Source organism: Methylobacterium sp. C1 (assembly GCF_001854385.1).
Taxonomy (GTDB): Bacteria; Pseudomonadota; Alphaproteobacteria; order Rhizobiales; family Beijerinckiaceae; genus Methylobacterium; species Methylobacterium radiotolerans.
The window spans coordinates 2,939,865-2,954,368 of the sequence record NZ_CP017640.1; the positions used below are offsets into that span (position 1 = coordinate 2,939,865).

Here is a 14,504-nt window from a genome sequence, read left to right on the forward strand (position 1 = left end):
GGCGGGCGCGCGCCTCAGGCGGCCCGGGCCAGCGTATCGGGGGCCTCGGTCACCTCGTCGGTGTGGACGTCGAACCGGACCAAGTGGGCGGCGCCGAAGCTCGTCGTCAGGGCGCAGTCGGTGGCGTCGCGCCCGCGGGCCATGACGATGCGGCCGATGCGGGGCCGGTTGTGGCGGGCGTCGAACGTGTACCAGCGCGGTCCCTCGGGCCCCTCGAGGAAGACCTCGAACCACGCCGAGAAGTCCATCGGCGCCGGATCCTTCGGGACGCCGATATCGCCGAGGTAGCCGGTGGCGTAGCGCGCCGGGATGTTCATGCACCGGCACAGGGTGATCGCCAGATGCGCGAAGTCCCGGCACACGCCGACGCGCTGCGTGTAGCCGTCGAAGGCGGTGCGGGTCGCGTCGGCCTGCTGGTAGTCGAAGCGCAGGCGGGTATGGGCGAAATCGACGATCGCCTGGACCCGGCTCCAGCCCTCCGGGGTGCCGCCGAACAGGGACCACGCGGTCTGCGAGAGCTTGTCGGTGTCGCAGTAGCGCGAGCCGAGCAGGTACGGCATGACGTCGTCGGGCAGATCCTGCACCGCCATCTGGCGGGCGCCCGGGGCCTGATCGTCCGGCAGGCCGCTGTCGGCGATCGTGAAATCGGCCGCCACGGTGATCCGGCCGCCCGGCGCGACGATGCGCGTGCAGACGTTGCCGAAGGCGTCGATGTGCTGCGCCGCCGCGACCGGCGGATCGAAGGTGATCACCTCCGGCGTCAGGAGGTCACCCCGGCGCTCCGGGCGCACGTTCAGGAGCAGGTTCATCGGCGTGGGGCCGAACGTGTCGAAGGCGATCGAGAAGCCGGTGCGGATGTGCATCGTCGGAGACCGTGAAAATGGTCGCTGTCCGGCCGGGCCGGCAGACGGATCGTTACAGTACAGGGCCCTACAAACCGCGAGCCGAGGTCAGGTTCCGTCAGCGAGGTCAGTTCAAGACAGTTTGAGCTGCCTGAATATTTGGCAAGGGCCGCGCGGCGGTCGCCTCGGGGCCTCGGGGGCAGCCATGCGGCAGGCCGAGGGCGGGGCTGCGGTCAAGCGGGGCCGTCCGTCACTGCGCCATGTTGCAACGCACACGGCGCCCTCTTATCCCAGGCCGCTCGATTCCAGGGTCGGCCGGCTCCGCCGGGCACGGCCTGCTGCCAGACGATCGACGCCCATGACGCCCGACAAGCTTTCCCTGCCGAAGGACAAGATCCGAGTCCTGCTGCTCGAGGGCATCAACGACAGCGCCGTCGCGCTGATGCGGGCGGCCGGCTACACCAACCTGACGCGGCTGCCGAAGGCGCTGGACCGGGAGGCCCTGCACGAGGCGCTCCAGGGCGTTCACATGGTGGGCATCCGCTCGCGCACGCAGCTCGACGCGGCCGCCTTCGAGGCGGCGGACCGGCTCCTGGCCGTGGGCTGCTTCTCGGTCGGCACCAACCAGGTCGATCTGGAAGCGGCGCGTCACCGGGGCATCCCGGTCTTCAACGCCCCCTTCTCGAACACCCGGTCGGTGGCGGAGCTGACGATCGGCGAGATCGTGATGCTGCTGCGCCGGATCGTTCCGCGCTCGGTGGGGGCCCACGCGGGCCGCTGGGACAAGTCGGCGGCGGGCTCGCTGGAGGTGCGCGGCAAGACGCTGGGCATCGTCGGCTACGGCAATATCGGCACGCAGCTCTCGACCCTGGCCGAGGCCATGGGCATGCGGGTGCTGTTCTACGACCACACCGACAAGCTGCGCCACGGCAACACCGAGCCGGTCGAGACGCTGCACGATCTGCTGGCCCAGAGCGACGTCGTCTCGCTGCACGTGCCGGAGACTGACGCCACCGCCAACATGATCGGCGCGGCCGAGATCCGGGCGATGAAGGCCGGCGCCTTCCTGATCAACAACGCCCGGGGCACCGTGGTCGATCTCGAGGCGCTGGCCGCGGCCCTGCGCGACGGCCATCTCAAGGGCGCGGCCGTCGACGTCTTCCCGGTGGAGCCCGGCTCGAACGCCGAAACCTTCGTGAGCCCGCTCCAGGGGCTCGAGAACGTGATCCTCACCCCGCATATCGGCGGGTCCACCGAGGAGGCGCAGGAGCGGATCGGCTCCGAGGTGGCGCGTAAGCTCGTGGACTACTCCGATATCGGCTCGACCGTCGGCGCCGTGAACTTCCCGCAGGTGCAGCTCCCGGCCCGCCCGACCGGGACGCGGTTCATCCACGTCCAGCGCAACCTGCCCGGCATGCTCGGGCGGCTCAACGACGTGTTCTCCCGCGGCCACGTCAACATCGCCGCGCAGTTCTACCAGACCGACGGCGAGGTCGGTTACGTGGTGCTCGAGACCGACGCCACCGACGCGGATGCCGAGGCGCTGCTCACCGAGATCCGCGCCATCCCGGGCACGATCCGCGCCCGCCTCCTGTACGAGCGCCGCTGACCGCGAGGCGCGCGCGGGAATTTCCGCGACGCGCGTGAACGCGGCGGGTCTTGCCGCGTTCGTCTTGCGCGGCCAAGCTGGCCGCTGTTCAAGTCATGCACGGCACATCGACGGCCTCGACCGATCGAGCGCCCGGCCGGCGGAGGAATTGCGGTGACGAAGCGTGTAGCGTGCGCATGGGCCGGCCTCTTGCTCGGCATCGCCGGGTCGGTCTCGGCCGTCTCCGGCGCGTCGGCGGATTGCCTGCGCCGGGTCTATAACCGGTCGAACCTCGTCCTCGTCGCCCGTCAGGACGGCGGGCCGCCCGCTACCCTGCTGCCCGGCCAGTCGCTCCCGGTGCGGCTCGCGCGGCCGGGACAGATCGACATCGCGGCCTATTGCGGTGTGCCGGCCGCGGGCGGGACCCCGGTCACCCAGCGGACCTTCGATTACGAGGCGGTGCTCGACCGCTGCTTCGTCCGGTTCGGGGGCGACCTGTTCGTGCCGCAGCTCGGGCGCGGCTTCATCGGCCTCCAGGAGACGGCGCCCTTCACGGTGAACAACCCGCGCCAGGGCGACATCATCCTCGGGCCCGCGGCCGGAGCGTCGTGCCCGCTGCCGGCCGCGGCTCCCGTGCTGAGCCGCCGGGGTTGAGTCTCAGAGATAGTGCCGGAAGACGACGCCGCCGTCGTCGGAGGCGCCCGGTTGCGGGGGCGAGACCGGCCCGATGAACGGGCTCGCGAGGCGCAGGGCGACGAGGCCGAGGGCCGCGAGCGCCGGGGCGATCAGGCGGAACGGGCGAGCGAGCATGGACGCCTCCGTCGCGCCGCCGATCCCGCCTGCGTCGTGCAGAGAGACAGGGTGCGCATGTGAAGCATCGCACCTTACGGCCGAGCTGAACGTGCCGAAGCGCACACGGGTAACGTTAAGGGCCCTCCCGGCCGGCCGGCTCGCGGGCCCGGCCGGGGACGACGTGACGGTCGGGCGCTTGCGTCCACCGCCTCGCTGGCAAGTCCGCCGATGCCCTCCTATGCTGCCCTTGTCGGGGGCTGCCTGGGGTCGCGCTGCACGGGCCGCGATGGCGCTTCCCGGGTAGGACCGACTGCGTGAACGAGGACGCGCGTATGCTGACCCAGACAGGCAACTCGATTCTCCGAGGCGATCTCGGCGTCGAGGAGACCACCGAGTCCGACAACATCGTCCGCTGGGACGGCGAGCGGCTCTACGTGGAGCAGGACGTCTACCACAACGGGCAACTGGTTCACCGCAAGTACCGTCGAACCGTCACCGAGCCTGTCGCCCGCGCGCTCTGGGCGATCATCAACCGCGCCAAGCAGTGAGGCGCCGGGCGGGCGCGTCGCGCACGCGCCTGCCCGATCCGACGTTCCGCCCTACCGGGCCGCGCCGGCGAGGAGCGTCGTGGACCTGTCCGGCCGGGTGACGCGACTCGGAGACGTGAGCTGCGCGGCGGCGGGCGCCGCCTGTATCGGGCGCGTGGTAGCGCGTTCAGTCCTGGAAACCGGACCTCGCGTCCCGAATGCCGTCCGTCCTCGACGAAGCCGGAGCGGCGCGGTCTTGCTGAGCTTGACCGGGATCGGTGAGCCCGCGTCGCGCCCGAGTTCTGCGTCCATGCGCGTTCAGACTGCGCTCCGGTCCATGCTGGCAAAACTACTCCTCGATCGCTGGTCGATCGTCGTGTTCAACGCGCTGATCGCGCTGCCGCTGACGCTGGCGCTCGTCGAGGTCGCGTCGCTGCTCTGGGGCACGGGCTTCCGGACCCACGCGACGATCCACGAAGCCGGCCACCTGATCGAGGGGATGGGGGTCATCCTGATCGGCTGGGGCGTGGTGCTGGAGGAGCGCCACGGCGTGAGCCATCTCCTCGGCGGCCTGCCGAGCGAGGATCCGGAGCACGAGGCGGCGATCGACGCCCTCTGCCACCACGGCGGCCTCGCCCTGCTGGTCCTGGGGCTGGTCGCCGAGATCCTCGTGCAATGCGTCGAGGTGCCGGACCACATCATCAACACCGACCGGATCGAGCGGGTGGTCCTGACCGGCGGGGCCGTCTTCCTCGCCTTCGGCCTCGCGACGATGGTGCGGCTCTCGGCCGGTCTCGCGACGTTCCGCGGGCCTGCGCCCGCGAGCGCCGGCGCGTCCCTGCCCGAGGCGCACCCGCGCTGAGGCCCGGTCCGCGCCGCGCGTTCCCGGCAGAGGCCGATCCGTGCGCGCCTAGGCGGCGACGGCCGCGGTCGGCGCGACGAGGGTGAGGTGGGCCGGCCGAAGCACCTCGAGACGGTCATGGGCGTTGTCGAACGCGGCCCGGATCGTCGTGCCCGCGTCCTCGACGGCGACCAGCACCGCCAGCTTCTGGGCGGTGGCCCGATCGGCGAGGCCGCGCGCGGCCGAGACGAGCGACTGCTCCAGATTCAGGAATTCCGTCTCCGCATCCTTGCCCGCCTCCCGCGCGACGGACGCGAGGCGGTCCAGCACGGCTTCCAGGGCGTGGCGCAGGACAAGTGTCCGCACGCGCTCCTGCAGGAGCGCCCTATCGTCGATCTTCATCGGAATCGGTCCGGGTTCGGGAACACGGCCAAGCTCTCATACTTCGCGGCCGTGTGCAGCCACCTTTTTGCAACAGCGCAATACTGTCTCGCGACCGGGGCGCTCTGCCCGTTCACCGTCTCGCCGCCGCGATCCGGCTCAGTTGTTCTACAATCACGTGCCGAGTATTTGGGCGTTTCGAGAATCGAATGCGCTATCTCGACAGATTCAGGGCACAGAAAACCCCCGCGTGGAGGCCAGCATCGCCGCCCGAATACCTCCGATTCGCCGGGGACGATGCTGGCGGCCGCACGGCCTCGCGGTCACCGCCCGGCACGAGTCGGCGCCAGCCGGGAGGCGCTCCGCGGGTCAGTACGGCGTGCCGCGCCGGCGCCGGTCCCGCAGGGCCTCGGCGTGCCATTCCAGCTCGTCGAGGAAGCGGCCGGCCGCCGCCGCGAGCCAGGGCTCGGCGGGGACGCCCTGCGCGTCGACGACCTTCTGGAGCCGGGGAATCGGCAGGAGCGAGGGGATACTCGACATGCCCATCTCGGCGAGCATGGCCCGCAGCGGCATCGCGGCCCGGACGCCGCCGAACTGGCCGGCCGAGTAGCAGCAGATGGCCGAGGGCCGCCAGAAATACTCCTCAAGGAAGTGATCGAGGGTGTTGGACAGCGCCGGCGGCACACCGTGGTTGTACTCGGCCGTGACGACCAGGAAGGCGTCGGCGCGGCGGAAGAGGTCGGCGCAGCGCTGCAGGGGTTCCGGGGCCGTCCCGGCCGGGTATTCCTTGAACATCCGGTCGAGGAGCGGGAGCGCCAGTTCGGCCGGATCGACCAGCGGGGCGGCGTGGCCGCGCGCCGCGAGCTGCGCGATCAGGAAGCGCGCGGCGCGGATGCCGATGCGGTCGGCCCGGACGCTGCCGAGGATCACGGGGATGGTCAGGGCCATGGCGCTCTCCGGTTGTCCCGATCATGCCAGAGCCGGCCGCGCCGCTCCAGACGCGGGTCGAACCCGGGGGCGTCAGGCCTTGGTGCTGCTGGTGAGCGCGGCCGCGATGCCGAGCGGTCCGCCGGCCGCGTAGGCGGTGACCGCCTTCGTCAGCTGCTGCACGAAGGATTGCAGGTCGCTGCCGCTGTCCGTCGCCGTGGCCGTCGCGGGATCGGCGGACGCGGTCGTGGACGTGCTCGCGGAGGTGCTCGCGGAGGTGCTCGCGAAGGTGCTTGCGGACGAGGCCGCGGACGCGTCCGCGGCGCCGCCGCTCTGGGCGGCCGCCCCGCCCTGCTCGGCATCCGACACCGAGCGATGGCCGTGGTGGCCGCGATGGTGCTGGACGGGGCGCGCGCCGGCCGCGGCCTGGCCGGCCTCGGTGCCGGTGGTCGACGCGTCGTCGGCGTTGGCCGCGGCTTCCGCGGGCGCGGTGACGCCGTTCTGCAGCCCCATCTGGCTGAAGTCGGATTGCAGCTGGAGGAGCGACGCCATCAGGTCGTTCGACAGGGTCGGCGTCGATGCCGTCCCGGTCGACGGGGCGGCGCTGTCCGCGGTCGCCGCCTGCGCGCCGGTCCCCTGGCCCGCCGTCGCGGCGGTCCCGGCGTCGAGGCGGGCCGCGTTCGCCGCGCGCGCCTGCCTCAGGGCGCCGACGAGATCCCGCTGGAGTGAACTGCCCGAAACCGTATTCACCGACATGGTACGTCTCCGCGACCGCCCTCGCTGCGGGCAGGCACGGGCCGTTCCAGGATTTCCCCAATGTTTTCAGCGGCGCGTCCGGGCCCCTGGCCGGCAGGATCGGCCGGGCGGCAGAATCTGCCGCTCCTAGCCGGCCGACACGGACCGCATCAGCACGAGCCCGGTCGCGTGCCCGTTGCCGAAGGCCGCGAGGAGCGCGACCACGGCCAGCAACGCGCTCAGGAGGAACAGGGCTCCCAGCCCCTCCGCCACGGCCTCGGTGCGGGTCCCGGCCTTCTGGATGACGATCCAGCCGAGGGTGAACAGGGACGCCATCGCGAGCGGAAAGCCGAGACCGGACGGCATCACCGATCGCGTCCCGACAGGGGCCGGGCGCCCACCGCGTCGCAGGCGAGAGGGGTCCGCATCGACGGGGCGGGCACGGGGCCGCCCTCGTAGCGCGTCCGCACCGTGTAGGCCGCGTGCCAGACCGGCCCGGTCCGCATGATCCTCCGAGCCGCGGGCTCCCGCCCCGGCCGCCGCGACAGCGCGGCGATCAGGGCGGGGACGGCGTAGTCGGTGACGGCGTGCACGTGGATCGGGATCATGTCCGGCACGGCCTCGGCAGCGGGTCAGGCGGATCTCGGCCCGGTGCTCGCGTCGCCGAGATGGCGCAGGTTCTCGGGCGGCGTCTCGGCCTCCGTCGCCTCCACGGAGTCGACGCTGCCGCCGCTCACCGCGTCGACGCGGTGCTGACCCGACGCGGTGCGGACGACCTCGGCCTGCCAGCCCGGATCGGACTGGCGCTCGTGCATGAGTTCCGCCGGGCGCGCCAGATCCCGGGCCTCGTCCTGACCCAGATCCTGGCCGTTCCGGTCGGCCGTCGCGCTGAAGCTGCGCAGGCTCGCGCGGTCGGACGGGTTCGCATCGGTCGGGTTGCGGGCCATGGCGGTTCTCCTGAGCTGTGACGGGATGGGTCAGAGGATCGGCTTGCCGCCGGTCACCGCCACGGTGGCGCCGGAGACGTAGCTCGACTCCGGTCCGGCCAGCATGACGTAGACGGGGGCGAGCTCGCAGGGCTGGCCGGGGCGCTTCATCGGCACCTGCGACCCGAAGGAGCGGACCTTCTCCTCCGGCATGGTGGAGGGGATGAGCGGCGTCCAGACCGGCCCCGGGGCCACGCAGTTCACCCGGATGTCGCGCTCCGCCAGCATCTGGGCGAGGCCGCCGGTGAAGTTCTGGATCGCGCCCTTGGTGGTGGCGTAGGCGAGCAGTTGCGGGCTGGGCGCGTCGGCGTTCACCGAGGTGGTGTTGATGATCGAGCTGCCGCTCCTCATGTGCGGGAGAGCGGCCTTCACCAGGTAGAACATGGCGTGGATGTTGGTCGCGAAGGTGACCTCCCACTCCTCGTCGGAGATCTCCTCCGGGTTCGCGAAGGTCTTCTGGTGCGCGGCGTTGTTGACGAGCACGTCGACCTGCCCGAACGCGGCCACCGCCTTGTCGACGATGGCGCGGCAATGCTTCGGGTCCTTGATGTCCCCCGGCACCGCCACGGCCGTGCGGCCCGCCGATTCCACGAGGCGGCAGGTCTCCCGGGCGTCGTCGTGCTCGTCGTAGTAGCTGACCAGCACGTCCGCCCCCTCGCGGGCGAAGGCGAGCGCCACCGCCCGGCCGATGCCGCTGTCCGCGCCGGTGATGATCGCCTTGCGGCCGGACAGCCGCCCCGAGCCGCGATAGTGCGACTCGCCGTAATCCGGTCGCGGATCCATGTCGGCGTCGCGGGCCGGCGGGGTGAGCTGGCGCTGCCGGTCGAAGGGCGGCTTCGGGAAGTCGGTCATGTGGCGCTCCTTGGGCGGCGGCTGAGGTGGTCGCGCTGCGGGGATCCCCAGGCGGGGCGTCGAACGGGAGCTGCGCCTCGGCGCCCGGATCGACCGCGGACATGTCTGCGCCCGGCCGCCGGATGCCGCGGAGGTCGAGCGTGGCCGGGACCGGGGTCTCGGCAGGAATCGTCCCCCGTGTCGACAACCCGACCCGGCCGGCATTGTTTCGCGGGATTCGCGAGCCGCCGCGCAGTGTCGAGGTCGTTGCGCGCACGGGCACAGTAATGGCGCCGATCATGGCGCTCGCTCGCCTCCGTGATCGGGGCGGATGAATGTATAGTTTCGCTCGAACGGTGCCGCGTTCGCGGATCAGCTACCAAGCGTGACCGGAAAAGCCTGGTCCGGAACGATGCGGACCTTGTCGGGTTGGCCCCGTATTCGGCCAACACGGGGTTACCATGACGACCAAGCCACCGCCTGTTCCGCCGGCCAACCGGTCCGACAAGGGGCCCGGCAGCGCCACCGAAGCGCCGCTCACCCAGGGCCGTGCCGGATCCCAGACCAAGGATCCGGACAAGGTCGGCCAAGCCGGAAATTCCAAGGTGAACACCACCAACCAGGGCTACCAGCAGGACCGCTGACGGTCCGAGCCGCGCGGGCGCCGCGAGCCGCCGTGCCCGACGAGAGTGTTGATCTGCACCGGAGGATGATCATGGCGAATGCCAGTCGGCACAAGGTCGGCCCAGGCGCCCAGGGCAAGGGAAGCGGAACCGGGGCCATGTCGGAGCTGCCCGAAGGCGTGCTGCCGGAGAACATGGTGCTCAGCAACCGCGACAAGTCCCGGCACAGCGACGAGCGAGGCCTGGACAGCAAGAACGTCCAGACCGAGCAGTACCAGGATCACGCCGGCAATCGGCAGGTGGTCGCCGAGCTGGACGCCGACGCCGACGGCAACACGAGCGGCCTGGCGAACCCGAAGACGGACGAGTCCGGGGCGCAGAGCAGCCTGAAGCGTCAGCAGCACTCGTAGGCGCCCAGTCCACGAGTCGGGGAGGCGCGGCGCGAGATCCGCGTCTCCCGAGGCCGCACCGCGCGGAACCCCCGCGCCCATACCGGCGCGCCGCGTCCGACGTTCGCGCGGGCAGCATTCGACCTGCGGCGCCGGCCACCCCATCCCGGAAAGGCGCGATGTCGCGAGTGAGAGGTCTGGCCACAGCGCTGCTCGGTTTGGCCGCCGGTCGCGCTCAGGCGCAGGCCGTGAATCCGACGCCGGGAACCGAGGCGGCGCAATCCAACGGGCTGCTCGGGATGCCGGCCCTGCTGCTGATCGGCGTCATCATCGCCTTCGCGGTTCTGTACGCGCTGCGCGCCCGCCGGCGCTGAGTGACGGAGCGCCGCCTCGCGGGATTGTGGGACCGTGCGCGCCGCCTCCAGCTCACCCGCGGACACCGCACCGGAGCCGAATGCGGTTCACGGGGCCTTGCCGTCGGCCGACCTGAGCGTGCTCGCGGTACAGCGACGCCGCGCGACGAGGTGACGGTCGCCGAAGTGGCGGCCTCTCTGAACTGTCGCAGGACAAAAGGAAGCGGGATTGGCCGTCTCCTGCGCGACGTTCATTCGGATAGATATGACACAGCCTGAGTAGCGACCATGACCACAACAGTCACAGCGGTGGCATCGGCAATCCTTGCCGGCGCCCTTTTCGGCATGCCGACCGGAGCCAGCGCGCAGGCGGGCAGCTTCGCCAATCACGGATTCGGCAACCACAACTTCGGAGCTGCGGCCGTCGCGGGCGGCGGTGGTTTCAGCAATCACGGCTTCGGCAATCGCGGCTTCGGAGCCGGTCCCGCAGGCGGCGGTTTCGCCAACCGGGGTTTCGGCAATCACGCGCTCGGGTCGGGAGCGGCTGCCGCCGGCTTCGCCAATCACGGTTTCGGCAACCACAATTTCGGTCGGCCCTCTGTCGGCGGCGGGCTGTCCAACCTGGGCTTCGGGCACGGGCTCGGGGCCCATCGCGGCTACGGTCATCATCGCCATGACGGCTACAACCGCGGCTTCTACGGGAGGCCCTACGGCTACGGCTACGGCCGGCGCGGGTATGGCCTCGGCGGTTTGGGCCTGGGGCTCGCTGTGGGCGGTCTGTACGGCGGCTACGGCTATCCGGGATACGGCTACGACGCCGGGTACTACGGCGGCTACGCGCCCGTCACTTACGGCTACGCCGACACCGAGACCGACCGCGCCGTCGACGATGACCGCGCCTGCGCGCGCCGGTTCCGGTCCTACGACCCGCAGAGCGGGACCTATCTCGGCCGGGACGGGCGCCGCCATCGCTGCCGGTAAGGCTCGGTCGTCCTGAGGCGACTGGATCGGCCATGGAACAGTCCCGTCACGCTGCGGCGTCGGCGGGACTGGAGGTGGCCTCGGCGCGATCGGCCGGATCAGACACGCGGCACGACGTAGCGCCGGCGCTACGACATCGTCTCGGCCTCGTCATCGCCGCCGGTCGCCCCGACCGTGGGCCCCGGCCGATACGCGTCGAGGGTCGCGTAGGCATCCGTGCCGGTGAGCCCCAGCCGTTCCATGTCGGTCAGGAGCGCCAGGATGTCGGCGTCGACCGGCTCGCCGGCTTCCTTGCGCTCGATCAGGGTGTTGACCAGCTCCTGGTCGCTGATCGACGTCGCGCTGGGTTCGTTCGGATCGGTGAAGGCCATGACCGGTCTCTCGCAGGGTGGATCCGGGATCTAGGTCGCGCCCGGCGCCCGGCCACACGCGTCTGAGGGTGGGGCTGCGGGGCGGCGGCGGCGCCGATGTCTGTGCGGCCGAACGTGCTGGCAAGGAGATGCCGCACCCGTCACATCGTCGGACGCGACGCCGGGCTTGGCTCACGGTGCAAGACCTCGTGCTGCCAAGTGGGGTGGCGCGCGTCCAATCCGACGTGCTGGCCGACATACAGGGTCGCCAGCAATCCGAGCAGCAGAAGCAGGCCGATGGTCACGGCGTCCGGATGCCTGCGCGCGCCGTGGATGCTGAGGCAGCCCAGCGTGAAGACGGCCGCGAGGACCATGGGTCCGAGCATGTCGCCCGACATCGGGATCACCGTCGTGGCTGTCGTCGTCGCTCAGCGCGCCGCCGCCTCCGAGCGGCGAGGCTGCCCGACAGAGACGTTCGAGCGGGCCCGAAGCATCCCGAACTCCATCGATACCATCGCGCGTCGGAGCCGGCGGCGACGGGCGAGGAACGATCCGCGACGCCGCCTGGACGGGCGCCGTCCTGCGGCCGCCGCAATCGGCCCGGCCGCCGGCCTCTCTGCCTCGCGCCAGTCGAGCACAGCGCGCCGCGCGTATTGCCGAATGCCGGAACGGCAACGCTGTTCCCGGCCTCAGAGCCCGCCGCGAGCCGGGATGCCGAAAACTGAGTCAGATCATGATGTTGGTAAGTGGATGGCTCCCCGAGCAGGACTCGAACCTGCGACAAGGCGATTAACAGTCGCCTGCTCTACCAACTGAGCTATCGGGGATCACGAGGGGGTCTCTACACACCGGGATCGCGGGGCGCAAGGGCCTCGTTGCAGGATCCGCGTTCAAACCGACGCGCGGCGCCCTGCGCCACGGGGCAGGCGCCCTCCCCGGGGCGTTCGCGAGGCCCGGACTGTGACTGATCGGCAACATTCGGGTCGACCCCATGCGCCGCTCCCGCCCGAGTCCGGCTGCGATCGCCTCGTTCGCGGGCGACGGAAGTCATCCGTCTGTCGTGACACGCCCCTACGCGAGCCACCTCGCCGGCGCGCCGGTGTGAAGACCCTGACACCCATGCTGACCCATCGCTGCCTCGACCCGCAGGACCCCTACGCCGAGCGCGAGGTGCGCGTCGCCTTCGAGTGGGCCGCCGATCATCCCTGCCTGATCGCGGCCCTGGACGAGCACGAGGCCGATATCCTGCCCGACCTCGTCGAGGCGCAGCGCGACGATCTCCGTCGCGAGATCGCCGCCGCCTTTCTGCTGCCGGAGCCGCGCATCCCCGGCCGGGCCGAGATCCGGTTGCCCTGATCGCCGAGCGGATGCGTCGCCGACGCTCGGGGCGCGGCGCTCCGGTGCGGTCCGGGCGAATTCAACCTCGCGCCCGTCCCAGAGCCGACTGTTGGCGCGCGCGAGACCGCACTGACAGTCTCGCGCGGCACGAGATCTGGATCGGTGCTGCGTATTGATCCCGTATATCGTCCGAATATTGCGGTATTTTGTCGGCCATCTATGCGCTTTTGCGCAGTGTAATAGGGTCGAATTTGCCGGCTATATTCATTTTTCCGAAAAGATTGGCTTGGATATAGCTGCGGCAGCGCGATCCTCCGGTCACAGCGGTCCTCCTGCCATGCGTATCTCACTCGGCCTGAAGCTCTCTGCGGTGATCGGGCTGCTCGCCCTTGTGGCGAGCGGCATCGCGGCCTTCGCGATTCGCCAATCGAACTGGGAGCAGGAGCGCGCGGCCGCCACGGACCGGATCTGGAACGCCGGCCTGCAGGCCGGCGCTCTGGGCCAGGCGATCGAGCACGCGGTGGTGCAGGCCACGGCCCTCTACACCGCGGACGACACGACCGAGGCGCGCACCCGCCTGTCGGCGCTCCACGACGCCCTCGCCACGGTGGAGCAGGTGCGGGGGCCTTTCCTGGAGGCCATGGAGGATCAACTTCCCGCCGACCGTCGGCGCCGGTTCGACCTCTTCGTCAAGGAATTCATCGCCTACCAGACCGATACCGCCGAACTCGGCCTCACGGTCTCGCCGAAGGCCGCCCTGATCCAGGCGACCGACGAGGCGACCGTGAAGAACCGCGAGCGCATGGTGGCCGAGATCGGCATTCTCGGGCGGGAGGTGCTGAGCCGCCTGAACGCCCGTCGCGCCGCGGACGCGGCCGACCGCCGCCGGTCGCGGATCACCCTGGTGGTCGTGCCGGCCGTCGCGCTGGCGCTCGGCCTGCTCGCGGCGATCTGGATCATCCTGACTCAGGTGCGGCGGCCGCTGCATCGGCTCAAGGACGGCATGACGGCGCTCGCCGCCAACGATCTCGACCGCGCGATCCCGTTCACGCATCGCCGCGACGAGATCGGCGAGATGGCCGCCGCCATCGCGGCGTTCCGCACGGCGCTGATCGAGAAGCGCGACCTCGACGCGGAGGCGCAGGCGCGCCGCGACCGCGACCGCAGCCGGGCCGAGGCCCTGGCCGCGGCGACGCGCGCCTTCGAGGCCGAGACGCATCGCGCCGTCACCGATCTCGCCGACTCGGCCGAGGCGATGCAGGCGGCGGCCGACACCCTCTCGGGCAATGCGGGCGCGATGACCGCCGAGGCGGCCGTCGTGGCCGGAGCGTCGGAACAGAGCGCGGGCCTCGTCGACAGCATCGCCAGCGCCGCCGAGGAACTCTCGGCCTCGGCGCGGGAGATCGAGGCGCGGGTCCGGCACACGAGCGCGATCGCCACCTCCGCCCTCTCCGACACGCAGGGGCTCAAGGAGACGGTGATGAGCCTCTCGCAGGCGGCCGAGGAGATCGGCGCCGTGGTCACGCTGATCCGCGAGGTCGCCGAGCAGACGAACCTTCTCGCGCTCAACGCGACGATCGAGGCGGCCCGCGCGGGGGCTGCCGGGCGGGGCTTCGCGGTGGTCGCCGCGGAGGTGAAGGCGCTGGCCGGCCAGACGGCGCTCGCCACGGACCGCATCACCGGGCAGGTCGGGTCGATCCAGGGGGCCGCCGGGCGCACGGTCGGCGCCATCGGCACGATCGGCGAGACGATCGCCCGGATGAGCCTGATCGCGTCCGAGGTGGCCGACGCCACCGACCAGCAGGGCCGCGCCAGCCAGGAGATCGCCCGGGCGATCTCCGGCGCGGCCGCGGAGGCCCGGCATGTCTCGGAGAGCGTGGCCGGCGTTCAGGCCGCGGCCGCGTCCAACGAGGCGCAGGCCGGCCAGGTGCGCGGCAGTGCCGCCCGGGTCAATGCCGGGACGCACAGCCTGCAGCGGGCGATCGAGACCTTCATGGTGGAGGTCCACGGCGCCTGAGGG

21 protein-coding genes and 1 tRNA gene are annotated in these 14,504 nt (G+C 71.3%); 10 read left to right on the plus strand and 12 right to left on the minus strand.

The genetic code is table 11. From position 1 onward, the window contains the following. Positions 1 to 14: 14 nt before the first annotated feature. Positions 15 to 863, minus strand: coding sequence for a transglutaminase family protein (locus BKE41_RS13565; protein ID WP_029359643.1), 849 nt, complete (start codon positions 861 to 863; stop codon positions 15 to 17). Positions 864 to 1,200: 337 nt separating this feature from the next. On the opposite strand from BKE41_RS13565, the gene serA reads away from it, so the two are divergent. Together serA and BKE41_RS13575 are read left to right on the plus strand one after the other, a co-directional pair. Beyond that, complete coding sequence (gene serA / locus BKE41_RS13570) at positions 1,201 to 2,451, plus strand: phosphoglycerate dehydrogenase (RefSeq protein ID WP_070999560.1); 1,251 nt, start codon at positions 1,201 to 1,203, stop codon at positions 2,449 to 2,451. 153 nt (positions 2,452 to 2,604) lie between these two features. After that, positions 2,605 to 3,084: a hypothetical protein gene (locus BKE41_RS13575; protein WP_012319418.1), complete on the plus strand. Its 480-nt coding sequence runs from the start codon at positions 2,605 to 2,607 to the stop codon at positions 3,082 to 3,084. A 3-nt stretch (positions 3,085 to 3,087) separates the two neighbouring features. On the opposite strand, the gene BKE41_RS31650 is transcribed toward BKE41_RS13575, so the two are convergent. Next, positions 3,088 to 3,240 (minus strand): hypothetical protein, encoded by a 153-nt coding sequence (locus BKE41_RS31650; RefSeq protein ID WP_012319419.1) that lies wholly within the window; start codon positions 3,238 to 3,240, stop codon positions 3,088 to 3,090. 314 nt (positions 3,241 to 3,554) lie between these two features. Between BKE41_RS31650 and BKE41_RS13580 the strand changes: the two genes are divergently transcribed. Together BKE41_RS13580 and BKE41_RS13585 are read left to right on the plus strand one after the other, a co-directional pair. After that, positions 3,555 to 3,770 (plus strand): hypothetical protein, encoded by a 216-nt coding sequence (locus BKE41_RS13580; protein WP_012319420.1) that lies wholly within the window; start codon positions 3,555 to 3,557, stop codon positions 3,768 to 3,770. Between the two features lie 289 nt (positions 3,771 to 4,059). After that, positions 4,060 to 4,611 (plus strand): hypothetical protein, encoded by a 552-nt coding sequence (locus tag BKE41_RS13585; RefSeq protein ID WP_070999561.1) that lies wholly within the window; start codon positions 4,060 to 4,062, stop codon positions 4,609 to 4,611. Between the two features lie 48 nt (positions 4,612 to 4,659). Here the strand turns inward: BKE41_RS13585 and BKE41_RS13590 are convergent, their stop codons facing one another. From BKE41_RS13590 to BKE41_RS13620, 7 genes are all read right to left on the minus strand, one after another. Beyond that, the gene (locus BKE41_RS13590) at positions 4,660 to 4,992 is read right to left on the minus strand and encodes a hypothetical protein (RefSeq protein WP_070999562.1); all 333 of its coding nucleotides are present in this window, start codon (positions 4,990 to 4,992) and stop codon (positions 4,660 to 4,662) included. Positions 4,993 to 5,340: 348 nt separating this feature from the next. Next, on the minus strand, positions 5,341 to 5,919 hold the full coding sequence (locus tag BKE41_RS13595; RefSeq protein WP_012319423.1) for an NAD(P)H-dependent oxidoreductase: 579 nt from the start codon (positions 5,917 to 5,919) through the stop codon (positions 5,341 to 5,343). Positions 5,920 to 5,991: 72 nt separating this feature from the next. Beyond that, positions 5,992 to 6,654, minus strand: coding sequence for a cell wall anchor protein (locus BKE41_RS13600; protein ID WP_070999563.1), 663 nt, complete (start codon positions 6,652 to 6,654; stop codon positions 5,992 to 5,994). Positions 6,655 to 6,780: 126 nt separating this feature from the next. Then, complete coding sequence (locus tag BKE41_RS13605) at positions 6,781 to 6,999, minus strand: hypothetical protein (RefSeq protein WP_012319425.1); 219 nt, start codon at positions 6,997 to 6,999, stop codon at positions 6,781 to 6,783. Further along, entirely contained in the window at positions 6,999 to 7,241 is a 243-nt protein-coding gene (locus BKE41_RS13610; protein ID WP_199825842.1) for a hypothetical protein, read from the minus strand. Before BKE41_RS13610 ends, BKE41_RS13605 begins: the two co-directional genes overlap by 1 nt. 24 nt (positions 7,242 to 7,265) lie before the next feature. Then, positions 7,266 to 7,580 carry a hypothetical protein gene (locus BKE41_RS13615; protein ID WP_012319427.1) on the minus strand — a complete coding sequence of 105 codons (315 nt, stop codon included), beginning with the start codon at positions 7,578 to 7,580 and terminating at the stop codon, positions 7,266 to 7,268. A gap of 30 nt (positions 7,581 to 7,610) precedes the next feature. Continuing rightward, positions 7,611 to 8,471 carry a glucose 1-dehydrogenase gene (locus BKE41_RS13620; protein ID WP_012319428.1) on the minus strand — a complete coding sequence of 287 codons (861 nt, stop codon included), beginning with the start codon at positions 8,469 to 8,471 and terminating at the stop codon, positions 7,611 to 7,613. A 440-nt stretch (positions 8,472 to 8,911) separates the two neighbouring features. Between BKE41_RS13620 and BKE41_RS13625 the strand changes: the two genes are divergently transcribed. The 4 genes from BKE41_RS13625 to BKE41_RS13635 all read left to right on the plus strand — a co-directional run bounded on the left by BKE41_RS13625 (position 8,912) and on the right by BKE41_RS13635 (position 10,796). After that, positions 8,912 to 9,094, plus strand: a complete 183-nt coding sequence (locus BKE41_RS13625; RefSeq protein ID WP_012319429.1) for a hypothetical protein — start codon at positions 8,912 to 8,914, stop codon at positions 9,092 to 9,094. 71 nt (positions 9,095 to 9,165) lie between these two features. Continuing rightward, positions 9,166 to 9,483, plus strand: a complete 318-nt coding sequence (locus BKE41_RS13630) for a hypothetical protein (RefSeq protein ID WP_012319430.1) — start codon at positions 9,166 to 9,168, stop codon at positions 9,481 to 9,483. A 158-nt stretch (positions 9,484 to 9,641) separates the two neighbouring features. Further along, positions 9,642 to 9,836 carry a hypothetical protein gene (locus tag BKE41_RS31195; RefSeq protein WP_012319431.1) on the plus strand — a complete coding sequence of 65 codons (195 nt, stop codon included), beginning with the start codon at positions 9,642 to 9,644 and terminating at the stop codon, positions 9,834 to 9,836. Between the two features lie 267 nt (positions 9,837 to 10,103). After that, positions 10,104 to 10,796: a BA14K family protein gene (locus BKE41_RS13635; protein WP_063110459.1), complete on the plus strand. Its 693-nt coding sequence runs from the start codon at positions 10,104 to 10,106 to the stop codon at positions 10,794 to 10,796. A gap of 128 nt (positions 10,797 to 10,924) precedes the next feature. On the opposite strand, the gene BKE41_RS13640 is transcribed toward BKE41_RS13635, so the two are convergent. The 3 genes from BKE41_RS13640 to BKE41_RS13650 form a co-directional block, all read right to left on the minus strand. Beyond that, the gene (locus BKE41_RS13640) at positions 10,925 to 11,167 is read right to left on the minus strand and encodes a hypothetical protein (protein WP_012319433.1); all 243 of its coding nucleotides are present in this window, start codon (positions 11,165 to 11,167) and stop codon (positions 10,925 to 10,927) included. Between the two features lie 140 nt (positions 11,168 to 11,307). Further along, positions 11,308 to 11,544: a hypothetical protein gene (locus BKE41_RS13645; RefSeq protein WP_058607020.1), complete on the minus strand. Its 237-nt coding sequence runs from the start codon at positions 11,542 to 11,544 to the stop codon at positions 11,308 to 11,310. Between the two features lie 353 nt (positions 11,545 to 11,897). After that, positions 11,898 to 11,973: transfer RNA gene (locus BKE41_RS13650), tRNA-Asn, on the minus strand. Positions 11,974 to 12,247: 274 nt separating this feature from the next. Here BKE41_RS13650 and BKE41_RS13655 point away from each other — a divergent pair. Then, entirely contained in the window at positions 12,248 to 12,502 is a 255-nt protein-coding gene (locus tag BKE41_RS13655; protein WP_244633280.1) for a hypothetical protein, read from the plus strand. Positions 12,503 to 12,821: 319 nt separating this feature from the next. Beyond that, positions 12,822 to 14,501: a HAMP domain-containing methyl-accepting chemotaxis protein gene (locus BKE41_RS13660; protein WP_024829793.1), complete on the plus strand. Its 1,680-nt coding sequence runs from the start codon at positions 12,822 to 12,824 to the stop codon at positions 14,499 to 14,501. The last annotated feature ends 3 nt before the right edge of the window (positions 14,502 to 14,504 follow it).

Bases quoted from the DNA above. Each gene is read 5' to 3' on its own strand.
- serA (WP_070999560.1), top strand. From the start codon at position 1,201: ATGACGCCCGACAAGCTTTCCCTGCCGAAGGACAAGATCCGAGTCCTG.
- BKE41_RS13645 (WP_058607020.1), bottom strand. From the start codon at position 11,544: ATGTCGGGCGACATGCTCGGACCCATGGTCCTCGCGGCCGTCTTCACG.
- BKE41_RS13640 (WP_012319433.1), bottom strand. From the start codon at position 11,167: ATGGCCTTCACCGATCCGAACGAACCCAGCGCGACGTCGATCAGCGAC.
- BKE41_RS13620 (WP_012319428.1), bottom strand. From the start codon at position 8,471: ATGACCGACTTCCCGAAGCCGCCCTTCGACCGGCAGCGCCAGCTCACC.
- BKE41_RS13595 (WP_012319423.1), bottom strand. From the start codon at position 5,919: ATGGCCCTGACCATCCCCGTGATCCTCGGCAGCGTCCGGGCCGACCGC.
- BKE41_RS31650 (WP_012319419.1), bottom strand. From the start codon at position 3,240: ATGCTCGCTCGCCCGTTCCGCCTGATCGCCCCGGCGCTCGCGGCCCTC.
- BKE41_RS13585 (WP_070999561.1), top strand. From the start codon at position 4,060: ATGCGCGTTCAGACTGCGCTCCGGTCCATGCTGGCAAAACTACTCCTC.
- BKE41_RS13565 (WP_029359643.1), bottom strand. From the start codon at position 863: ATGCACATCCGCACCGGCTTCTCGATCGCCTTCGACACGTTCGGCCCC.
- BKE41_RS13630 (WP_012319430.1), top strand. From the start codon at position 9,166: ATGGCGAATGCCAGTCGGCACAAGGTCGGCCCAGGCGCCCAGGGCAAG.
- BKE41_RS13625 (WP_012319429.1), top strand. From the start codon at position 8,912: ATGACGACCAAGCCACCGCCTGTTCCGCCGGCCAACCGGTCCGACAAG.
- BKE41_RS13615 (WP_012319427.1), bottom strand. From the start codon at position 7,580: ATGGCCCGCAACCCGACCGATGCGAACCCGTCCGACCGCGCGAGCCTG.
- BKE41_RS13600 (WP_070999563.1), bottom strand. From the start codon at position 6,654: ATGTCGGTGAATACGGTTTCGGGCAGTTCACTCCAGCGGGATCTCGTC.
- BKE41_RS13660 (WP_024829793.1), top strand. From the start codon at position 12,822: ATGCGTATCTCACTCGGCCTGAAGCTCTCTGCGGTGATCGGGCTGCTC.
- BKE41_RS31195 (WP_012319431.1), top strand. From the start codon at position 9,642: ATGTCGCGAGTGAGAGGTCTGGCCACAGCGCTGCTCGGTTTGGCCGCC.
- BKE41_RS13635 (WP_063110459.1), top strand. From the start codon at position 10,104: ATGACCACAACAGTCACAGCGGTGGCATCGGCAATCCTTGCCGGCGCC.
- BKE41_RS13590 (WP_070999562.1), bottom strand. From the start codon at position 4,992: ATGAAGATCGACGATAGGGCGCTCCTGCAGGAGCGCGTGCGGACACTT.
- BKE41_RS13610 (WP_199825842.1), bottom strand. From the start codon at position 7,241: ATGATCCCGATCCACGTGCACGCCGTCACCGACTACGCCGTCCCCGCC.
- BKE41_RS13605 (WP_012319425.1), bottom strand. From the start codon at position 6,999: ATGCCGTCCGGTCTCGGCTTTCCGCTCGCGATGGCGTCCCTGTTCACC.
- BKE41_RS13580 (WP_012319420.1), top strand. From the start codon at position 3,555: ATGCTGACCCAGACAGGCAACTCGATTCTCCGAGGCGATCTCGGCGTC.